Raw genomic sequence first — 21,577 nt, forward strand, 5'->3', positions numbered from 1 at the left:
CGTTATCCCGATGGATCGGGATTGCAATGTACTGCAAACAAGTAATTTGTACTTATAGGTGTTTTTTGTTAAAATACATAATATCAAGATTGTACGAATCATCTCACATCTTTTGTCTAAAAATCTAACGATCTATTGTTTTGAGGCAGCTATTATTTTCACAAAATCCCACCTATTAACGAAACCGCAGGAAGATCTTTCCGTACATATTTTGACTTAATCCATTTTATTGCACTACGAAATATTTTATGGAAGACCATGTTATTAAGATGCTTCTCAACCGTATCGAAAACTACGGATCGGGTGAGATAATACGCTTTAGGGAAAAGACCAGAAAATCGTGGACCTGGAACCATCTGGGAGAGAAAGTTGAGCAGGTATTAACCGGACTGAATCTTCTTGGGTGCAGAGAAATGGATAGTGTGGGCATTATAAGCCAGAATCGGGCCGAATGGTTGGTGGCTGATTTGGGTATTATGGCCAACCGGTCTGTTACCGTTCCCATCTATGCGACTTCTTCTCCCGATCAAATCCAATACATTATTGAAGAAGCTGAGATTCGCATTTTGTTTGTTGGGACTTGTGAGCAGAAGGATTCCGTAAAATTTCTCCTCGATGAGGTAGAGTCGTTGGAATACATTGTGGTGTTTGACGAGTGCAAAGTAGTGGATGAACGGGTTCTTTCCTTTAACAGGTTTATTGAATTATCCGGCGAGCATGGATCTCATATCACGTTGAATGAAAAAGTCCACGAATACCATGCGGAAGATTTAGCAACCATCATTTACTCTTCAGGAACCACCGGAGAACCCAAAGGAGTAATGCTCAAACACAGTCACTTTGCTCACACTTACAGAGTGCATCAGCAACGTTTGAAGGTTTCTGAAAAAGATGTTTCACTGGCATTTTTGCCTTTGAGCCATGTGTTTGAGCGACTTTGGACACATTTTATGCTGTACAGCGGGGTGGTTAATGTTTTTTTAGATAATCCCAGGGATGTGGTGGAAGCCATGCGTGAGGTGCGACCGACCCTGATGTGTGCAGTTCCAAGGTTTTTTGATAAGACCTACCAGGGTGTCCAGGCAGAAATGTCAAAATGGTCCCCGGTAAAAAAATCCATCTTCAAATGGGCCGTTTCAACCGGCTTAAAAGCCAATAAATATCGTAGTCGTTCAGAAATGATGCCCCGGCTGCTGCAATTCAGACTTTCACTGGCTGAAAAACTGGTCTTTCAAAAACTGCGCAATGTTTTGGGAGGTAATATCCGATTTATGCCTTGTGCCGGAGCTGCCCTCAGCGATGAGATTCTGAAGTTCTTTCATGCGGTGGGACTTTTCATTACCTATGGTTATGGTCTTACGGAAACCTCTGCTACGGTCTCATGCTTCAGAGATGATTACTATCAATATGGTACCTGTGGCAGTGTGATGCCCGAAGTTGAGGTAAAAATAGGGGAGAACCACGAAATATTGGTTAAAGGCGAAGGTGTTTTCAGTGGCTATTTCAAAAAGGAAGAAGCCACGCGTGAAGTGATGACAGATGGATGGTTTCATACAGGTGATAAAGGGTGTCTGGACTCCCGGGGAAATTTGATAATGGTAGACCGCATCAAAGATTTGATGAAAACCTCTGTTGGAAAATACATTTCACCCCAAAAAATTGAGACCTTATTTGCCAGTGAAGAACTTGTAGAGCAGATGCTTGTGGTAGGAGATAACCGACCGTATGTAACAGCACTTATTGTTCCGTTGGTGAGTAAGCTGAAAATGATTGCCCAAACGAAAAATATTGAGGTGGAGGATGAAGACGAATTGCTCTATTCCAAAGAGGTAAATGAGGCTTTTGAAGAGTACATGCACGAGCTTCAGGAGCATCTTGCCCCTTACGAGCGTGTCAAGAAATTTGCTCTTCTTCAGCATCCTTTTACCATAGAGGATGGCACCATGACCAATACTTTAAAACTCCGAAGAAGGCACATTGAAAAGAAATACCAGGACGTTATTGACAAGTTGTACGCTTAAGGGTTTTAATTCGGTTTTACTGGGGGGCAATTAAATTGTTGTTTGATTGTTGTATATTAGGCGCTTAGCGTAGTAAACTTACCAACATTTTGTATATGTTGATGGTGTTTCGAAAATTACATACCCTTTCTTCGGGCTAAAAGCCCAATTTATATCAGCCCGGGACAAAGCGAAGCGTCGTCCCGGGATAATTGATGTTGAAAATGGATGCGCCCTGGAAGGGCAGGTTAATCTATTCATTTTTTGAAATTTTATCCTATTATTTAAGTTGCCCTTAAAGGGCGCCTGTTGTTGTCTGCTTCTAATTCCCGGGGCGTTGCCACCAGGCTGATTTAATTTGTCCTTTCAGGACGTTAGAAAGTTACATATTTGCACTGCCCCATATCCACCGAAGGGTCTTTTTTCAGGCTTTTCCTGAAAAAAACGTAGGGTCTTACTTCTAATATTCGTGTGTTTTTTTGCAAAATTTTTTCCAGTGATTTATAGAAAATGGCTATGCCATTTTTTGTTTAGCGTCCACGAATTTTACGAATTCTTGCAAGCAAGCGGCAGAGCCGAGCGAAAAAAGCTGTTTTCTTTGCAGAGCAAAGCGGCAAAGCCGAGCGACAGCTTTTATAAAACGGCAAAGCCGTTTAGATTCGCTAAATTCGTTAAATTGACAACATTATAATTGACTTTTTAGGAGTTATCGAACTCCTTCCAGTCGTTTCGTGGACAACAAAAAATAATTGCGCAGCAATTATTTAAACCGGCAAATTATGATTTGAGTTTTTTCTTTTGTTGCTTACTTCTGGCTTGTCCAGGTTAGGTTTAATAACTACAGGACTTAACTTGTTGTTTACGAAATTTTTCTTTCTACCGGTACTTTAGATCCTGCATGAGTAATGGATCACAGTTTGAAAATAAATAATTTATTGTGCAGATATTTTTTTAAGTGCAATGATTTTTAAGCAAATCATTAAATATGTCTGCACTTGAAAAGGTAAATTTTTAACAACTTGCTGGTCAAAAGCATGTTTTATGCTTGAATGAGTTTTATTGTTCAAAGGGCGGGGAGGCCCGTCCGTTTTCCGGGCCGGCGGTTGGCGAGAAGGTTTAGTGGGCGACTTCAAGGCCTTGCGGGCCAGCCGGAAATTAAGCCTGATGCGGGCGGATAGGTTTAAACGGACTAGACTTTTTGTTTCTTTTTGGGGCAATGCCAAAAAGAAAATCAATAAATAAATCAAAAATTAATCTGCTGAATTTTTCAACAGAACCTATTTAGTTTTATATAGAACAGCTCCGTTAGGGGCAAAACATTGGTAGGATAATGAATTCGATTAACGGATAAGTTCCGTAGGAACGAGATTTTGTTATATCTGTCACCCCATGCTCCTTTATGAAAAAAGCTTAGTGAAGTTAATTGTCCATCTTTAACTTATGCTTCCACCTCCGATGTGACCAAAGCCAATTCGATGGGTGTTTTCGGATATACTTTTCCAGCTCCAGAGCATATTTCCGGGTGATGGACACAGGTTCTGATTCTATAGGTTGCTCTTCCAGTGTTTTGAGGGTTAATTCATAATACCCTCTTTTTACTCTGATGATTTCTGCAAACACCACCGGGTAATTGTTGCGTCGTGCATGTTTTTCAGGCCCATGCAAAAAGGCAGTAGGCCTTCCCAGAAACTGCAACCAATGTGCCGAGACTACTCTTGCCGGACTTTGATCGGCTGCCATCAGGTAAAGAGTTGGCTGGTTTTGGTTAGCTTCGAAAGTATTGGTCGTTCCCTTGGTGGGACAAAGTGTGGTGCCAAATCGCGATCTTGACCATCTCAGCAGCTTATCAATTTGCTTGTTCCTCAGTGGACTGTAAAAAGCAATTACGTTAAAGTCGGAAAAAAGTCCTGCCGATAAACTTCCCCATTCCCAGTTGGCCGTGTGACCGGTTACCAGTATTACACTCTGATTGTTTTTATAGTATTGATCCAGTAACTCAGGATTCAGCACTTTGTGTCTTTTCATTACCGACTTCCGGGACATCGAAAAACTTTTCAATCCCTCCAGCAGCATATCCGACAGGTTACGATAGAATTCCGAAATCAGCTTTTCCTTCTGAGTCTCATCAAGATTCAAATCAGTTTGCGACAGATTGTTGTAAATTACTTTGTGTCGGTATTTAATAACACTCCCGAAAAGCCATGCCATAAAACTAGATAGCCCGTAAAGAACAGGAAAAGGGAGAATGGCGATGAGTCCTACTACAAAAAGAAAGGCCAGTTTGGACAGGAATTGCTGAATGGATTTGATCATGGACTTTTATATATTTCCCGGTTGTAAATTTTGGTTTTCTACGTAAGAGTGGGGGGGTGGTTATAAGGAAATAGAAATTAAGGCTACTAAATTACAGAGGTTTTAAGTGAATAGCGAAATTAAGCAATCACTCTCGCCACTTCAATAAAAGCCTGTCCCTCATCAAACACCCCCTCCAGATAACTCAGGCTTTCTGTCTCATCCGGCATGGCAAAATGGCCTTTCCCGATTTCCAGAGTAGTTTTAACGGGCAACAAATCTTCTTCAGAAAACAATTCCTTGTGGTATTCAAGGATGAAATTCAAAACCTTCTTTATTTGCAATTTGTCAATATAGAGGCGAACGCAGCCCCAGCCTTCATCGTATCGTTTGATGTATTGATAAAACTCAAATGAGGAAGAGGCAGTCAACTCATAAGCCTCTGATAAATAATAGTCATTGCCATCCTCAGAGGAAAAATGTTCGGATCGATTAAAATCAAAAATTTCAATGGGGATGTTAAAACTGTCGCTTAAAGCTTTTGAGAAAGCATCAAAGTTTTTCATGGTTAGTTGTTTTGCCATTTCTCTTTCTAATGATTTAGTCAATGGTCATCTAAAATAATAAAAATTTCAATCCTGGAAAAGGATGAAAAATCTTCCCTGTTTTCTTCGCTTGCCATTCGTCCCACACTCGTAAATGCTTCGGTCCTGCTTCGTAGCAGGTTCGGTTGCGCTTCGGTTGTTATTCGTTCAGGCTTCGTTCCCTTATAAGCGAAGGATAACCGAAGAACAACCGAAGAAACAGCGAATCTGCCCCGAATTTGTCCCGGAGCAGGGGCGAAGCAAGTCCGGAAAATAGGTTTTTCCGGAAACCGGGCTGTTTTTTCTGCGTTGATTCCCCAATCAGGGAGTTGATGGAACAAGCCGGAATCCCCAATTGAGCAGATGTTTGCGTGTAAGGCTTTGATAATAAGGCGGTAATTTTGCTTGAGCTTTCTAAGTGCCCCGCATATAGTTCTTTACGAAAGGATGCATTTTCTTTTTACCACTTGTCTTAAAAAATATCCTCAGTTATTAGTTATTGGTATTTAGTGTGTTATTGATAATTACCAAAATTCCTGTAATGTTACCGGAATATTTTTCCACAAAACTTCATCCTACATTGCGCTCATCAATCGATTGAAAATGTGGTTGAAACACAGGCTTAGCTACCCGGTGATTTTGACCGATTGTTGAATCAAAAAAACGATGAGAAATGAATAAAACGATCAATTTTCTTTTCGGAACAGCAGGTACCGCAGGGACCATGGAGGTGATACAGGTATTTCCTTCAGCACCGGATGAGATCAATTCCCTGATCATCATTGTGGTGAAATCCCTGGTGAGTATTCTGGGAGGTATTTTAACCTCCAAACTTCTGGAACTGATGCGCAAAAAAGGAAAGAATGCCATCAGTGGCAAATTAAACAAAACAAATGTTGAATCCATTAAAAACGATTAGTCATGGGGAAATTTAGAAAAGGTGTAAATGGCGGTTTTTTTGGAAAAACGGGTAGTGTAATAGGAAGTAAATGGAAAGGCATTTACTACATGCGTGGACTTCCTGACCCGGTTAAGCGCAAAGCCACTCCATTGCAAATAGATCAGCGGGAGAAATTCCGTTTTGTTTCACGCTTTCTGCAGACCATACAGCCGGTGGTTCAGGTTGGGTTCAGGAATGTGGAGTTCAAACGCTCCGCTCTCAATGCAGCCCTTTCGGATGTGATGAGTTCTGCCGTGGAGGGTACTTATCCCGATTACCGTATCAATTATCCGGAATTAAGCATTTCAAGAGGTGCATTATTCTCACCAAAAGGATGCCGGGTTGAATTGGGTGACGAAGAGATTCTTTTCTCCTGGATCAATGATACCGGGCATACCAAAATAGGAGCAGATGAAGAGGTCATAATGGCAGCGATCAGCGACAGCCATTATCCGCTTTATTCTATCGGCGATTTCCAGCGCTCAGAGGCAGCGGGTTCACTTCCGACTTTGAACGTGCCATCAGGGACCGTTTTTCATTGTTATCTGGCTATGGCCAGCCGGCAAAATGAGATGGTGACCAACAGCATTTATCTGGGTGAAATAACCATGCCGTAGGTTTGGATCCGGAGGTTGCCTCAAAAGTTCAAATTGGATTTCATTGGCAGCTTGTTGAAGAATCTTTTTTTTGATAAACAGATGTTTCGACTACGCTCAATATGACCCGACTTTGATGTGTTATCTTTTTGAGGCAGCCTCCTTCTTTATGGTTTAACCGACATCCTGAACTTGACCTGACACTTATTGTTCGACACCTTCAGCGTCGCTTTTGCTACCCTGTGAAATGTTCTATAAACATTGGAGACCTTCGGCCTCCCGGGTTTGTTTAATAATGATTTGAATTAATAGAAATCCAACCGCCCGAAAGTCAGGGATTAATTTGAGTCTGATAAGCACAATGCTAATTATTTAATTATCCGGAGCATGAAGGGCTCGAATATTTATAGCTGTTGAAATGAATTAAATAATATCGACGATAAAGGTATCGTATAACAGGATTTTATCATAAGTAAGATTTTCAAAGATGCTTCGATTTCTGAACCAATCATGCGAAAAAGTCAATAGTGCTTATGTATTAAGCGGCCTGGGGTTCAAATAAGTAAAAGAGATGAGCTATTTTTTTGGATAACAGTATTAATATTTATAGTTTAGTGATGAAAATCATATTTTTACCATGCTTTTAGAGTACTTGACCCTGCCTTTTCAAGAGGTTTACAACCGCGTATCTGCGGGATGGAAAGAACCCTGCGCGGCTTCCGGTAATCCTATGCCGGAAGTGATTGACCATTGCATGAAAATAATGGATGAGTCTGTTTTAAACAGCCGGCCCCAGACTGAATTAAATTTCGGAGACGACCTGTCCTCCGTTTTATTGAAGGGATTGATTTCAAAAAAGAAAATGCTTGAAAGGTTTTCCTGGTTGCCTTCAAATTTGTCGGAAAGAGGAAAAGAAATGTTTTACGGTGACCTTTACTTCTACTGCGGCCTTTGCGCCATGCTACGTCACCTCCATCTGGCCTTCAGAGCTACCATTCCCCTAAAGGAACTACTCTCCGGACATACACTCAGTATCAATATTAACTTACGGGATGTGAAGACGATCCTGAACCGGCAGTTTGACTCTGTTCCCGAAAAAATGTTGTTGTTCTTGCCTGCAGATGAAAAGGGTGTTTTGGAAATTAAAATGGAGCAGTTTCAACAAGCGACCCGGTCAAAGAATCTACCATCCTGTATCCGGATGGCAACAGAATTTATGGTCGAAAATTATACCCCCGGAATGGTCCGGTTCAAAGTGGAGGAGGATTACCTGAAAGATTTACTGGATGGTTTGCTGATAAAAACAAAAGAGAGTGAATCGCAATGTTTCAGTTTTCATGTTCTGGTAGACGCCATTCAAACCGGGTTGATACATACGTGGCAGGTCTCCGAAATTGTAAAATGTTTCCGGCAGGATGGACTGCACGACCACGAATGTGCCCACTACTTTAAAAAATTTATCAGTAAACGGATAAAGCGGGTAAGAAAAGGCAAATGGCAGGTGCCCGATCGCTGGCAATCACAGGTACTTCAGGATCTTGAAGTCCTTCAAATGCTTATCATGCCGGTAACGGGTGAAGCTGCAATGGCTGAAGAACCTGAAAGCCTGCTTTGGAGGGACAGTGGCAGGCGTCTTGCCGAATATCTGGCGGAGCCCATCCGCAAAGGGGTGTTGGGCATGGTAGGCAGTGAGAGCCAGGCTGTTTTGCTCGAAAGAGTGACCCGCTATCTTATAATAGAAAAGGAAAAAGGAGGGGGCGGTCTTGGACAGAAGTCACTGATTACCTATTTGAAAGAGGAGATTAATAAGCGGTAAGGGATGAAGTAAAGATGCATGTGGAATATATTTCAAAAAAATAACTATTTTTGACAATAAGATGTTTCCACTTACTACAAAGGCAAAGAGCAGATTTAGAAAAGCCGTTTCTATGATAAGGTTACAAGATAATTTCAATTTCAGGACTTTCTTTTTATTCCTAATGCTTTCCATATTCAGTGTTCCTGCTGTAATTTCTCAGGAAAAAATTGAAAAGGATTATTTAAAAAAGTATTATTCTGTAGCCGATGGGTTGTCACAAAGTGAAGTGACTTCAATTGTTCAGGATAAGTATGGTTTTATCTGGCTGGGAACCCGTGGCGGAATGAATCGCTTTGACGGGTATGACTTTTTACAGTTTAAACCACAGACTGGAGAGCAGACAGGGCTTTCTAATCCTTCTATTGAAACTTTGTTTTCTGACAAAGAAGGGCATGTTTGGATTGGCACAAAGTCTGGTGGAGTGGGTTTGTACAATACCCTATACAATAAATTTGTTGAAAAAGACAGTTTGTTCAGTCAGCTTCCCAATCGCATCATTGCCTTTTATGAAGATCGCGATGGGAATTACTGGATTGGAACCTGGGATGATGGAGTATTTAAATATGCTCCGGAAGAGGGAATCCTAAAAAGATATATCGAAAATACCAGAGTAAGCAGCATTATTCAAACTCAGGACGGAACAATTTGGTTTGGATCCCGATCAGGTTTGAGATACAAAAAGTATGGTGGTGATGAAATATTGAATTTAAATTTTGTTCCCGGGTATTTTGAAGTAACCGAAATGGTGGAGACGCCTGAGGATAGTTGCTTGTGGATGGTTGGATGGAATGTGGGATTGCAGAAGTTTAATTACAACACATTCGAACACGTTGAGTTTGATTTTGCCGGGAGGGACACTCAAAAACTGAATTGCTATTCAATAGAGAAAGATAATAAAGGACGTTTATGGGTTGGAACCTGGGGAAGTGGTTTGTATTGTCGGGAAAACGAGGCAGCGGAATTTGAAAAGGTTTTACCAGTGGGAAAGGGAATTGGTGTTATGGACAGGGAGTTGGATGTTATTCTTGATATTTTCGAGGATAATTCAGGAGATATTTGGGTCGGTACAGATGGAGGCGGTGTTGTTAAATTTTCTTTTGACCGTAAGTTTAATACCCTCTTTTCTAACCATCCTTCCGGAATTGGCCCTTTGCATATCAATTCTTTAGAAACTAACACAGGGGGGCAGTTATGGATTGGTACCAGATCGAATGGTCTTTATGTTACAGAAGATAAGGTTTCCTTTGATTTTGTTGGTTTTTCAGAAGAGAGTGGTTTTTCCGCATCAAAAAACTTTATGGTCAAATCGTTGTATAGAGATGAGGATGGATTGATTTGGGTAGGAGCAGAAAGTATGCTTTATATTGTCTCTAAAAACACTCTTGGAGAATATGAATTAATTAATTCTCCAAGTTATTTCCAAAACCCCGGTTTAAAGAAAATACGAAAAGTTTCAGATGTAAAAAAGAAAGGAGATTCTTTATTTATTGCAACCCAACAGGATGGATTGTATTGGTTTGACAGAAAGTCTGGAAAGTATGTTTTGAAGAAAAGGTTTTATTTAGGCAATAGTAACTTACAAGATAATCGTGTTTCCAAACTCAAATTTGATTTTGATGGAAATTTATGGATCGGCACTTATAAGGGGTTGTACCTTCTTGGGAAAGAAGACTCTGATATAGTAAATGTTCATAAGTTTCTTGAAGGTGAGCAAAGGTTTTTATGCGACATCATTCTTTCCTGTGAGGTGGATTCTCTTAATCGCATTTGGGTGGGAACTCCCTGTAGCCTCAATAGTCTGACACCAGGTGACAGCGGGAATTACATTTTAAAGGAATATACGCATAAGCAAGGACTGACAGATGATTATATAAATGCCATAAAACCGTCGGGAAAGTTTATATGGGTGAGTACCAATGCCGGGATTTCCCGTTTAGATCCGGAATCTGAAGTGTTCAGAAATTATGATGTGAGTGACGGAGTGGGTGGTTATAATTTTGCAGAAAGTTCTTGTGCAATAGATGATAAAGGAATTATTTATTTTGGCGGTTATTCCGATCTTACTTTTTTTGATCCCTCAAGTATTGAAGAGAACAAGGTGAAACCATCTGTGGTAATTACTGATTTCCGGGTCATGAATCAACCTGTTCCGGTTTCAGAGGATGGCATTTTGCCGGTTTCTATAAATGAAGCAGAAAACATTACCCTTAATTATAGGCAAAAGGAGTTTTCTTTTGAAATAGCAGCCCTGGATTACAAATCTCCTGAAAATAATCAGTTTGCCTATCGCCTGATGGATGAGAATGGAAATGGAGATTGGGTTTATATCGGGCAACGCAGACATATTTCATTTAACAATCTAAAGTCTGGTGACTATACGTTGCAATTGGCCGGGTCAAACAGCAATGGAGTCTGGAATCGAGATGGCAGAAGCCTTGAAATAACGATATTGCCACCACCTTGGGAAACATGGTATGCCTTTGTTATCTACCTGTTGGTTTTGTTGGGGATTGTAACTATGATTAACCGTGTTTCACTACGGCAGGAGCGACTGAAAAACCTGGCCCGTATTGAGCATGTAAATCGTATGCAGGAGCATGAACTTAATGAGTATAAGCTCAGCTTTTTTACAGATATTTCACATGAATTGAAAACACCTTTGACCTTGATTCAGGGACCGGTTGAGGAGTTAAGGAAAAAAGAGTTAGCCTCGATGAGTCCTGCCTTTTTTCAAAAACGTGTTCAATTGATTCACAATAGTGTTGGTAAGTTGTTGGATTTGCTGAATCAGCTGCTTGAATTCAGGAAAGTGGAAGTTGGACATGCCAGACTATCTGCTTCAAAGTCCGATTTTGCAGCTTTTGTGGCATCTTCCTGTCGGGCCTGGGAGGATAGTGCAAACAACCGTGGAATTAAGTTTAGCTGTAGATTAAAAATGAAAACAGCAATTTTGTGGTTTGACTCGGCTAAACTTGAAATTATCCTGAATAATTTATTATCGAATGCCTTTAAATATTGCGGAGAACCCGGCGAAGTCAATATTAAACTTTCTGATACGGAGGATGAGGTGATTCTGTCCGTGTCTAATAATGGGAAAAATATTGAAGAGAAGGATATTGAGAAATTATTCGACCGGTTTTATCAGGCCTCCGAATATAAACGACAAAAAGGCTATGGAATAGGTTTGTTTCTGGTGAAAAAAATTGTGGAACTTCACAAAGGTAGCGTTGAGGTAGAAAGCTCTCCCGGTGAGATGACGACATTTACGGTGAAGTTGCCCAAAGGGGATAAACATTTATCTACGGACCAGAAAGTTGAGTCTTCAGGGATTGAGTTAAGAGAAGATGAACGATCTGTCCTGGTCGAGCCGGTAAAGGAAGTTAAACCTCGTCTTTCAAAAACCGTAAAGGGTACCAGGGTTTTGGTGGTGGAAGACAACCCTGAAGTGCAGAATTATATTTGTAGTTTGCTGGAAGATCATTTTGATGTTGTAACAGCCGGGGATGGCCTGGAAGGATACGATGCGGTGATTGAATTTGCTCCCGAACTTGTGATTTCAGATGTTATGATGCCTAAGTCGGATGGTTACGAGCTTTGCTCGCGCATTAAGAAAAATGAAAACACAGCACATATACCTGTAATATTGCTCACTGCCAAAGATAAAGCTGATGACCACCTGATGGGAACGCGAAAAGGAGCTGATGCCTATCTGACCAAACCATTTGATCCGGTTTTACTATTGGAAAAGGTTAACCAGTTGATTACCTCCCGTACTTTTCTGGCTGGAAAATACAAGCGAAAATTGACACTTGATCCGGTGAATAAGGAAATTACTTCAGATGATGAAAAAATGATAAAATGTGTTATCCAAATCATTGAAAAAAATGCACATAATCCCGAACTGGACTCTGATTTTGTAGCAAAAGAGATGGGAATGAGCATCTCAACCTTTTACCGCAGAATGAAAAAAACGGTTGATCAGACGCCCGGCGAATTCATAAAAACCACCCGCTTGAAGCTGGCGGGACGCTACCTCAAAGAAACGAACCTGACAGTATCTGAAATTGTAGAAAAAATAGGTTACTCTGACATTCGAAACTTCAGAAAAAGCTTCAAAAATGAATTTCAGGTGTCTCCGACTGATTATCGGAAAAACAATGAATAAGTTTTGGTCTATAACTAGTTCAAACAGGCTTACTGCTAAACTTCTCTACATTTTTTGGCAGGATTGCAAATCCTTGGTTAAAGGAACGCGAATTGCAAATTCGCCTTAGCGGGGTAACCACAAAGTTCCACTGCTTTATTTGAGCCCAGCAGTTGCGGATTTCTTTGAAGACAAAGCGGCAGAGCCGAGCGGCAATCTGCATCTTTTAATAGTGGATTTCTTTGTAGCCAAAGCGGCAGAGCCGAGCGGCAATTCACCTTTGTATAAAAATTTGTTTTCTTTTCAAACATGCTTCCGGCTATACTTCCTGCATTTTTTGACAGGATTGCAAATCCTGGATTAAGGAAATGCGGATTGCAAATCCGCATTAGCTAGATCCTGAGAATAATTGCTGCATGACAAGCCCTGCTGGTGCGGATTTCTTTGTACTCAAAGCGGCATAGCTTAGCCGCAAATTCACGTGAACAGGTTTCATAATCTTTCTTTTCCAAAACTACATCCGTTTTTTATTTCCTGAATTTATCCCTTGAAGCGAGAATTGTGTGTTTACATTCTGGCATAATAAATCCATTTACTGTGATTATCGATTTTGGGTTTTTTGTTAAAATTAACAAATGAGATCTATTCTTTTTTGTGTTGTTTTTCCTAAAACAGCCATGTTTAATTATTGGTCTTACAAGAATGTTGATTTTAATTTAATGTCTTAAAATGTTAAAAAACAGGAATTAGGGGTTTGTGTGTGAATGATTTTACCCCCTACCTTTAAAAATTTATCAACCTTCGTTAAGAACGATTTCACTACCTCTATTGAGTAATTTAAACTTTGGAAGTGTTAAAAAATGTCGGAATTTGCAATCGTAAATAAATGCCTTTTTCAGGGGATGAAAAGTTTTGAGAAAAATGATGTTTGAAAAATTTATTGAGCGATTAGGATTAAAAGCATATCACAATCCAAAGACAGTGCTTTATCTATTATACGGCCTGTTGATTCTTTGGTTGACCGTGCTTTTTGCAATTTTCTCTTAATTGAGAAAAATTTCGGAAGAATGGATTAATTCAAAATACAGGTTTAAAAATGAGTCTTATAATTAATAACAAGTTGAATCTATGAGAAAAAATCTGAAAAGGATCAGTTTAATGGTATCCCTGCTTTTTCTCTTTGGGCTAAGTCTGATACATGCCCAGGAAATGCAGATAACAGGGCAGGTAACCGATACTGAAGGGGAGCCCCTTCCGGGGGTTACGGTGGTGAAAAAGGGAACCACTACAGGAACCATCACCGATATTGACGGAAACTATTCCATTAATGCCAATAAGGGAGATGACCTGGTTTTTAGTTTTATTGGAATGGAAAAACGAGAGGTTCGGGTAGCAGATCAACGGATTCTAAATGTTGAGTTGAGATCTACCATGCAGGACCTGGAGGAAGTTACTGTGGTTGCTTATGGGCAACAAAAGAAGGTTTCCATTACAGGGGCCATTACCTCTGTCCAGTCTGAAGAGTTGATGAAATCACCAAATGCCAGTGTCGCCAACTCTTTAGCAGGAAAAGTAACAGGTCTTTCAACCATCCAGTTCTCGGGGCAGCCCGGAGCAGATGATCCCAGTATTTATGTCCGGGGTGTTGCCTCCTTATCAGAAGAGCGCTCTGAACCCCTGATGATTGTGGATGGCGTGGAGCGTTCATTTATGGATTTGGATCCCGATGAAATAGAGAGTATTTCTGTTTTGAAGGATGCATCAGCAACTGCGGTTTACGGAGTGAGAGGTGCCAACGGTGTGATTATCGTTACTACCAAAAGAGGTGAAAAGGGAGAAGCCAAAATCTCTACCAGTTTTTCAACTGGTATTCAGCAGCCAACACGATTGCTGGATTTTGCAGACAGTTATACGTATGCACAGCGCTATAACGAAGCCGAGTTAAATGATGATCCTACATTAACGCCTGATCAGTTGAGATTTTCGCCCGAGGCTGTGGAAGCATTCCGCACCGGATCAAATCCTATTATATATCCTGATACCGATTGGGTGGATTACATCTTAAAGCCCAGCGCCATGCAGTATAAAGGAAATGTAAGTATTTCGGGTGGTAGCGACAAAGTAAAATATTTTGTTTCGTTGGGTATTCTTAATCAGGATGGCCTTTTTGAGACTTTCGATTCTCAGTACGACTATAACTTTTCGCATCAGCGGTATAATTACAGATCCAATCTTGATATTAATGTGACCAGTTCCACTAAAGTGGGAGTGACTGTTGGAGGTCGCGTAGGCATAACCAACCAGCCAAATGCTAAGGATGGTATGGATCAGCTTTTCCGATTAATTTACTGGTCGGTTCCTTTTTCCGGTCCCGGTATCGTTGATGACAAATATATTTTGAACAGTGATTATTACATTGCTGACAATAAAAAGGATGGACTGGATCCATTTTATGGACGGGGATATTCAAATATCCTTAATAACACTTTGAACTTTGACATTGATCTGGAGCAAAAATTAGATTTCGTTCTTCAGGGACTGAAATTCAGAACCAAGATTTCTTACAATACCAATTACCGTCATGCAAAAGTCCGGAATTCTTCCGTTGCTCATTACGAGCCTTATTTTAGGAAAGACTTAGATCCCGAGGCAGATCCGGATGACGGAACCATTGTCTATCGAAAGATTGGATCCGATGGCAATTTGGGCTACAATGAAAACTATGGAAAAGGACGTAACTGGTATTTTGAAGCCGGCCTGAATTACAACCGGAAGTTTGGTTTGCACAATGTTGGCGCTTTGGTATTGTACAACCAGAATAAAGTCTATTATCCAAGAGCTTTAAATGGTGGCCCTGCCGAAAACCAGGAGATTCCAGCTGGCCTTGTAGGTCTGGTTGGCCGTGTTACATACGATTATAAGACCAAGTACATGGCCGATTTTAATTTAGGATACAACGGTTCCGAGAACTTTGCCGAAGATCAGCGTTTTGGGGTTTTCCCGGCTGTTTCAGTAGGCTGGATTCCAACAGAGGAACCTTTCATGCAGGGGCTTTCATTCATTAATTATATGAAAATACGCGCCTCCTATGGTTTGGTGGGGAACGACAAAATTGGCGGTGACCGTTTTCTTTACCTGCCAAACAGCTATGAGCCCTCTTCCGGTGGCTACAATTTTGGCACCAACAACCCTTCCAATCAAACAGCAGCTGCAGAAGGGCGAATCGGGAACCCCGGTGTGACCTGGGAAACTGCGGTAAAGCAGAATCTGGGTATTGATTTTAAATTCATCCAGGGCAAACTTGGCGCGAGCCTGGATTTGTTTAAGGAAAACCGGGAAGATATTCTTACTTACCGGGGAACCGTTCCTGGATTTGTTGCCTATGATCTTCCTGCTGTTAATATTGGAGAGGTTGAAAACCAGGGGTATGAGGCAGAAGTGAAATGGAATGACAGACGTTCATCTGATTTCCGCTATTGGTTAAACCTGAATGTATCACATGCCCGGAATGAGATCATTTTTATGGATGAAGTGCCACAAAATGAAGATTACCTTTACCGAACTGGTCATCCTGTAAATCAACCTTTTGGTTATGTTTTTGACAGGTTTGCATCTGAAGCCGATGCGGAGGATGGTGCCGATATTCCGGATCATCAATACAATCTTCAACCGGGGGATATGATTTACAAGGATTTGAATGACGATGGTGTGATTGATCAGGATGACCAAAAAGCCATCGGATTTCCCAACTATCCTGAGTTTACTTTTGGGGCCAACCTTGGATTTGAATTCAAAAATTTTGACTTTTCTATGTCCTGGGCAGGTGCTTCCAATACTTCAAGAATGCTCGGAGAAACTTACCGTATCGCTTTTGGGAATACCTTAAACCGGTCGTTACTGCAATATATGGCCGATGAGCGGTGGACACCTGAAACTGCGGAGAGTGCTACTTATCCGAGAATGACTTTAACCGGTTCTAATAACAATTCAAAGGATTCAGACTTTTGGTTAAAGGATGCTTCCTATGTTCGACTGAAGAATATGGAAGTAGGCTATAATTTCAGTGGCAGTTTCTTACGCCGTTTTGGCATTTCAAAGTTGAGGGCCTATATGAATGGTTATAATCTGTTGACTTTTGATAATCTGGAGATTACCGATCCTGAGTCCAGAACCGGAAGTGACTCTAAATACCCTTTGACCAAAATTTACAATCTGGGGATAAAAGTCAATTTCTAAAAATCGGGAGAATCAACCATTAGAAAAAGAAATGTTATGAAGATAAATAAGTTATTATATGTTCTTGGTATTGCCGGTTTGTTTCTGAATGCCTGTGAAGAGGTGAAGTTTGGGAATGAATTCCTGGAGAAAGAGCCCAGCGTGGACGTAACGGCCGATACCATATTTAATTCATTGGAGCTCTCGGAAAGATATCTCTGGAAAGGTTATACCACCCTGCCATATGGCTTACCTACCAACTGGTCGGCGAAAGGGAATAAACTGGGAATGGATGTTTTAGAGTCGATGACAGACCTTTGCCATAGCTATCTTAAATGGGGAGGGATGAATCAACTTTACTATACAGGCCAATATAGTGCAGCTGTTGAAAATGAAGACAAACGAACAAAGTATCATTATACCTATGAGCAGAGTTGGGATGGTATTCGTATCGGCTGGAATTTTATTGAAAAGGCTGACCGTATACCGGAAGGCACACAAGAGTACATTGATCAGCTGAAGGCCGAGGCCAAAATGATTATTGCAGTGCATTATACCGATATGTTCCGGCATTTTGGTGGTTTGCCCTGGGTCAATCATGCTTATAAGCCTACTGAAAGTACAGATTTGCCAAGGTTGACCGCCAAAGCAACCATGGATTCAATTGTAGCGCTTATTGATGAGGCCATTCCCGATTTACCCTGGGTAATTGAAGACCCCGAAAACTGGGACGGTCGATTTACACAGGCTGCGGCAATGGGGCTGAAAACAAGGGTGTTGCTTTTCGGTGCCAGTCCCTTGTTCAATGATAGCGAACCTTACCTTGCAGGAGAGGCTTCCGAAAAAAACATGACCTGGCATGGAAGTTATGATCCGGCTCTTTGGGATAGGGCTGCTCAGGCTGCTAAGGATTTACTCGATAGAATTGATGCCACCGGAGGTTATGGATTGGTGAACACCGGCAATCCAAGGCAGGATTTTCAGGATGCATACTACAAACGTGGCAATGGTGAAGTTTTAATAAGCGTTAGAGATCGATATCAATCTCCCGGGAAGTGGGCCGGAGGATATTATTTCTATCAAAGTTCTGCTGCGTATGGAACGGCTTGTCCTACCAAAGAGTATGTTGACATGTTTGATATGGCCGACGGAACGCCTATCGATGCTCCCGGCTCAGGGTTGGATCCTGATGATCCATGGGCCAATCGTGATCCCCGTTTATATGAAACAGCACTGATAAATGGAGATTCTTTCCAGGGAAGAGCAGCAGAGCTTTGGATTGGAGGAAGAGAACGAAGAAATATTAATCATGGAGGTACAAAATCCGGTTTTGGGTTAAGAAAATTTCTGCTTGAACAGAACTGGGCTACATCCTTTGGATCTGTAATTCATTGGCCTTACCTGCGACTGAGCGAAATTTATTTGTCTTACGCCGAGGCATTGAATGAAGCCAACGGTGGTCCTAATGCTGAAGCTTATGCTGCTGTGAACCGCATCAGAAATCGTGTGGGACTGAGTGATCTTCCTGCCGGATTGTCGCAGACAGAATTTAGAGAAGCAGTATTGAAAGAGAGGGCCTGTGAATTTGGCTATGAAGAGGTGCGTTGGTTTGATATCATCCGTTGGAAACGCAATGATCTTTTGCAACAGAAACTGCACGGGGTTAATACCACTCAAAATGCAGATGGCTCATTAAACTATGAGGTGTTCGAACTGCCGGAGCGTTACTGGCAAAACAACTGGTCTCCCAAGTGGTATCTCAGTGCCTTTCCACCTGATGAAATCAACAAAGGTTATGGGTTGGTCCAAAATCCCGGATGGGAGTAATAATTTCTTGAATTCACAAATTGATCTACAATGGAAAAATACAATATAGAACAGTTAAGTGACGGAACTTTAAGCCGTTTCCCGGTCTGGAGAGCCTTCGTTCGATCGGGGCTTTACAAGGCCTGTAAACAAACCGGTTTCCGGGTTTCTCTCATCGCTATGCTGATGATTGCTCATTCTGCCTGGGGACAAACCGGCAATGTTCAAATAACGGTTTTGGATGATAAAGGCAAACCTGTTTCGGGAGCCAGAGTGGAAGCACTTGGGAGTAGTAACATTGTCTCAAAAAGTAACAATGAGGGAGTGGCGGTATTGAATACCGATTCAACAGGGCTGATAAAGGTATCTTACTCTAACATGGAAAATACCTTTGCCATTGATTCTTCCGATGAAGTTATCAGGTTGGATAACAGTGATAAGAAAATTAAAATGGGATATGGCTTTGAGAAGTCACCGGATCAGGTTACCGCTTCAGTGGATGTGGTATATTCTGATGAGCTTGAAACTAATTCGGTGCTTGATCCTGCAGAAAGTCTTTTTGGACAGCTTTCAGGCTTGACGGTTTTACAAAACGGGGGTGAACCCTGGAACCGGAATCCGGATATGTTTATTCGTGGCAAGGGAACTCTGAACAACAGCTCAATGCTTGTACTCGTTGATGGTTTTGAGCGGGACTTGTCGTCTCTTTCATTGCCCGAAATTGAGAGTGTTTCGGTACTGAAAGACGGAGCTGCCCTGGCTATGTATGGGCAGCGGGGAGCCAATGGTGTTATTTTGGTGACTACTAAGCGGGGAGAGTATAACTCGTTTAATGTGGATGTCTCTTTTGAACAGGGTTTTAATATGCCATTCCGTACACCGGAGTTTTTAGATGCCTATGATTATGCGATGGCCGTTAACGAAGCCAGTGCATTAGACGGCAATCCTTTTGTTTATTCCGAGTATGATCTGGAAGATTTCAGAAACGGAACGCAACCCTCCTTTTTTCCTGATGTGGACTGGTGGGGTGAGACTTTGAGGGATTATGGAACCTCTACTAATTTTAACTCCAGTTTCCGGGGTGGTGGAGAATCGATAAAATATTTTGTATCTCTTAATTATCAGAATGAAAGGGGTTTGTTTGACAATACGGAACTGGATGACCGGTATAACAGTCAAATGAAATACGACCGGTTTAATTTCAGAACCAACCTGGATATTGATCTGACTAAAACAACCAAATTTATGGTTAATGTTGGTGGTTCAATCAATGGAAGAAAAGAGCCCGGTGCCCGTGTTAGTGGCGTGATGAATGCCTTGTACAGTGTGCCTTCTGCTGCTTTCCCGGTAGAAACATTTAATGGTGTATGGGGTGGAACGGAATACTATGACAACAATCCGGTGGCCTTGGTTTCTTCAACCGGTATGCGTCAACCCCACAGTCGCGAGCTCAATGCCGACGGGCGAATTATACAGGATTTAAGTGCCTGGCTGGAAGGTTTGTCTGCAGAGGTTGCAGTTGGTTATGACAATGATGTAGCCTACTGGGAAAATAAAACACGGGATTTTCTTTATGAAAGCATTGCTGTATCACGTAACCCGGAAACAGGGGCTATTGCAGATACTACGGTTGCCAGGTATGGTAGTGAAACTGATTTGAACTTTTCGGACAATTTTGGTGGTCAAAGACGCCATGCGACTCTTTATGGAAAAGTAAATTACGACACCTCCTGGGGGGAGAATGAACTCACTACTTCTGTGATGTATCATCAGGATAAACGGGTTAACGACGGACAGTATAACACCTTTTTGCATCAAAATGCAATGGCTTCTGCCAGTTATGCCTATCGCAACCGTTACTTTATAGACGGAGTATTGTCATACAGCGGGAGCAGTGTATTGCCGGAAGATGAGCGCTTTGGTATTTTTCCTGCATTGTCGGCAGGATGGCTTGTCAGCCGTGAAGATTTTCTGAAGAACAGCAGGTTGATTGATTATCTTAAACTTCGCGCATCGTGGGGAATGAGTGGGAATGACATCATGGCCCCTAATTTGTATGACCAGGGATTTTACTCTGGGGGTGGATATTTCTTTACCGATAACAATAACAATGCTGGCGGAATAAGAGAGGGGCATCTTCCTGTCATGGGATTAACCTATGAAAATTCCGTCAAAACCAATGTCGGATTTGATATTGAGCTTTTGGATCATCTCTCAATGACGGTTGATGCTTTTTACGAAAAACGCAATGATATTCTGGTTTCAACAAACGGTTCTGTGCCCTCACTGATTGGTGTGGGAAGAGCGTTGGAAAATGTAGGAGGAGTTGAAAATAAGGGAATTGAAGCTTCTGTTATGTGGGAAGACCAGATAGGTGCTTTCAGTTATCATGTTGGTGGAAATTTCTCATTTGCCAGGAACGAGATTGTTGAAATGAATGAGGAATTTAAGCCCTACGACTATCTCAAGGAAACCGGAAATCCTGTTGGTCAGCAATTCGGTCTTGAAACACTCGGATTTTTTGCAGACCAGGCGGACATTGACAACAGTCCCCGTCAGTTGTTCTCGGAAGTTCGTCCCGGTGATGTGAAGTACAAGGATCAAAACGGTGACAATGTTATTGATGAATTGGATGTTGTTCCTATGGGTTATGCCGGTGGCTATCCTGAAATTTATTATGCTTCCAATATTGGTTTTGAATTCAAAGGATTTGGCGTGGAAGCCTTATTTCAGGGAATCGCCAATCAGACCTTATACTTGAATACCAAAAGTGTATTCTGGCCCCTGAGAGGTCAAAACACGATTTCTACTTTTTCGGCCGACCGCTGGACGCCTGAGACCGCTGAGACAGCAACGCTTCCAAGATTATCATTGGTTGAAAATGCCAATAATTACCGCAAAAACGATATATGGCTTACCAGCGGCGATTACCTGAAGCTTCGCAAAGTGGAAGTGTATTACAATTTTTCTGACCGGCTGATGAATAAACTGAATATGAAATCGGCCAAATTATTTGTGAGAGGAATGAATCTGCTTTCCATTGATATGGTTGACGTGGTGGATCCGGAAGAAACCGGTGTTACCTATCCTACTCTCTCTTCTTATCATGTTGGCATTAACCTCGGTTTTTAAAAAAGATCTA

At 41.5% G+C, this 21,577-nt stretch carries 10 protein-coding genes; 8 read left to right on the top strand and 2 right to left on the bottom strand.

What is annotated here, in order from left to right; all coding sequences use genetic code 11:
• The first annotated feature begins 248 nt into the window (after positions 1-248).
• Positions 249-2,021 carry an AMP-dependent synthetase/ligase gene (locus DDZ16_RS12925; RefSeq protein WP_109264900.1) on the top strand — a complete coding sequence of 591 codons (1,773 nt, stop codon included), beginning with the start codon at positions 249-251 and terminating at the stop codon, positions 2,019-2,021.
• A 1,398-nt stretch (positions 2,022-3,419) separates the two neighbouring features.
• On the opposite strand, the gene DDZ16_RS12935 is transcribed toward DDZ16_RS12925, so the two are convergent.
• Positions 3,420-4,313, bottom strand: coding sequence for a lysophospholipid acyltransferase family protein (locus DDZ16_RS12935; protein WP_109264902.1), 894 nt, complete (start codon positions 4,311-4,313; stop codon positions 3,420-3,422).
• A 119-nt stretch (positions 4,314-4,432) separates the two neighbouring features.
• Positions 4,433-4,858, bottom strand: a complete 426-nt coding sequence (locus DDZ16_RS12940) for a hypothetical protein (RefSeq protein WP_109264903.1) — start codon at positions 4,856-4,858, stop codon at positions 4,433-4,435.
• A 691-nt stretch (positions 4,859-5,549) separates the two neighbouring features.
• On the opposite strand from DDZ16_RS12940, the gene DDZ16_RS12950 reads away from it, so the two are divergent.
• The 7 genes from DDZ16_RS12950 to DDZ16_RS12985 all read left to right on the top strand — a co-directional run bounded on the left by DDZ16_RS12950 (position 5,550) and on the right by DDZ16_RS12985 (position 21,567).
• Positions 5,550-5,795, top strand: coding sequence for a hypothetical protein (locus tag DDZ16_RS12950; RefSeq protein ID WP_109264905.1), 246 nt, complete (start codon positions 5,550-5,552; stop codon positions 5,793-5,795).
• A 2-nt stretch (positions 5,796-5,797) separates the two neighbouring features.
• Positions 5,798-6,433, top strand: a complete 636-nt coding sequence (locus DDZ16_RS12955) for a DUF6266 family protein (RefSeq protein ID WP_109264906.1) — start codon at positions 5,798-5,800, stop codon at positions 6,431-6,433.
• Between the two features lie 616 nt (positions 6,434-7,049).
• Positions 7,050-8,228 carry a hypothetical protein gene (locus tag DDZ16_RS12960; protein ID WP_109264907.1) on the top strand — a complete coding sequence of 393 codons (1,179 nt, stop codon included), beginning with the start codon at positions 7,050-7,052 and terminating at the stop codon, positions 8,226-8,228.
• Between the two features lie 112 nt (positions 8,229-8,340).
• On the top strand, positions 8,341-12,435 hold the full coding sequence (locus DDZ16_RS12965) for a hybrid sensor histidine kinase/response regulator transcription factor (protein WP_158275668.1): 4,095 nt from the start codon (positions 8,341-8,343) through the stop codon (positions 12,433-12,435).
• A 1,107-nt stretch (positions 12,436-13,542) separates the two neighbouring features.
• Positions 13,543-16,650 carry a SusC/RagA family TonB-linked outer membrane protein gene (locus tag DDZ16_RS12975; protein ID WP_109264910.1) on the top strand — a complete coding sequence of 1,036 codons (3,108 nt, stop codon included), beginning with the start codon at positions 13,543-13,545 and terminating at the stop codon, positions 16,648-16,650.
• Positions 16,651-16,686: 36 nt separating this feature from the next.
• Entirely contained in the window at positions 16,687-18,456 is a 1,770-nt protein-coding gene (locus DDZ16_RS12980) for a RagB/SusD family nutrient uptake outer membrane protein (protein WP_109264911.1), read from the top strand.
• Between the two features lie 30 nt (positions 18,457-18,486).
• Positions 18,487-21,567, top strand: a complete 3,081-nt coding sequence (locus tag DDZ16_RS12985; RefSeq protein WP_109264912.1) for a SusC/RagA family TonB-linked outer membrane protein — start codon at positions 18,487-18,489, stop codon at positions 21,565-21,567.
• The last annotated feature ends 10 nt before the right edge of the window (positions 21,568-21,577 follow it).

The sequence above is a fragment of the Marinilabilia rubra genome, assembly GCF_003121985.1.
GTDB classification, from domain to species: Bacteria; Bacteroidota; Bacteroidia; order Bacteroidales; family Marinilabiliaceae; genus Marinilabilia; species Marinilabilia rubra.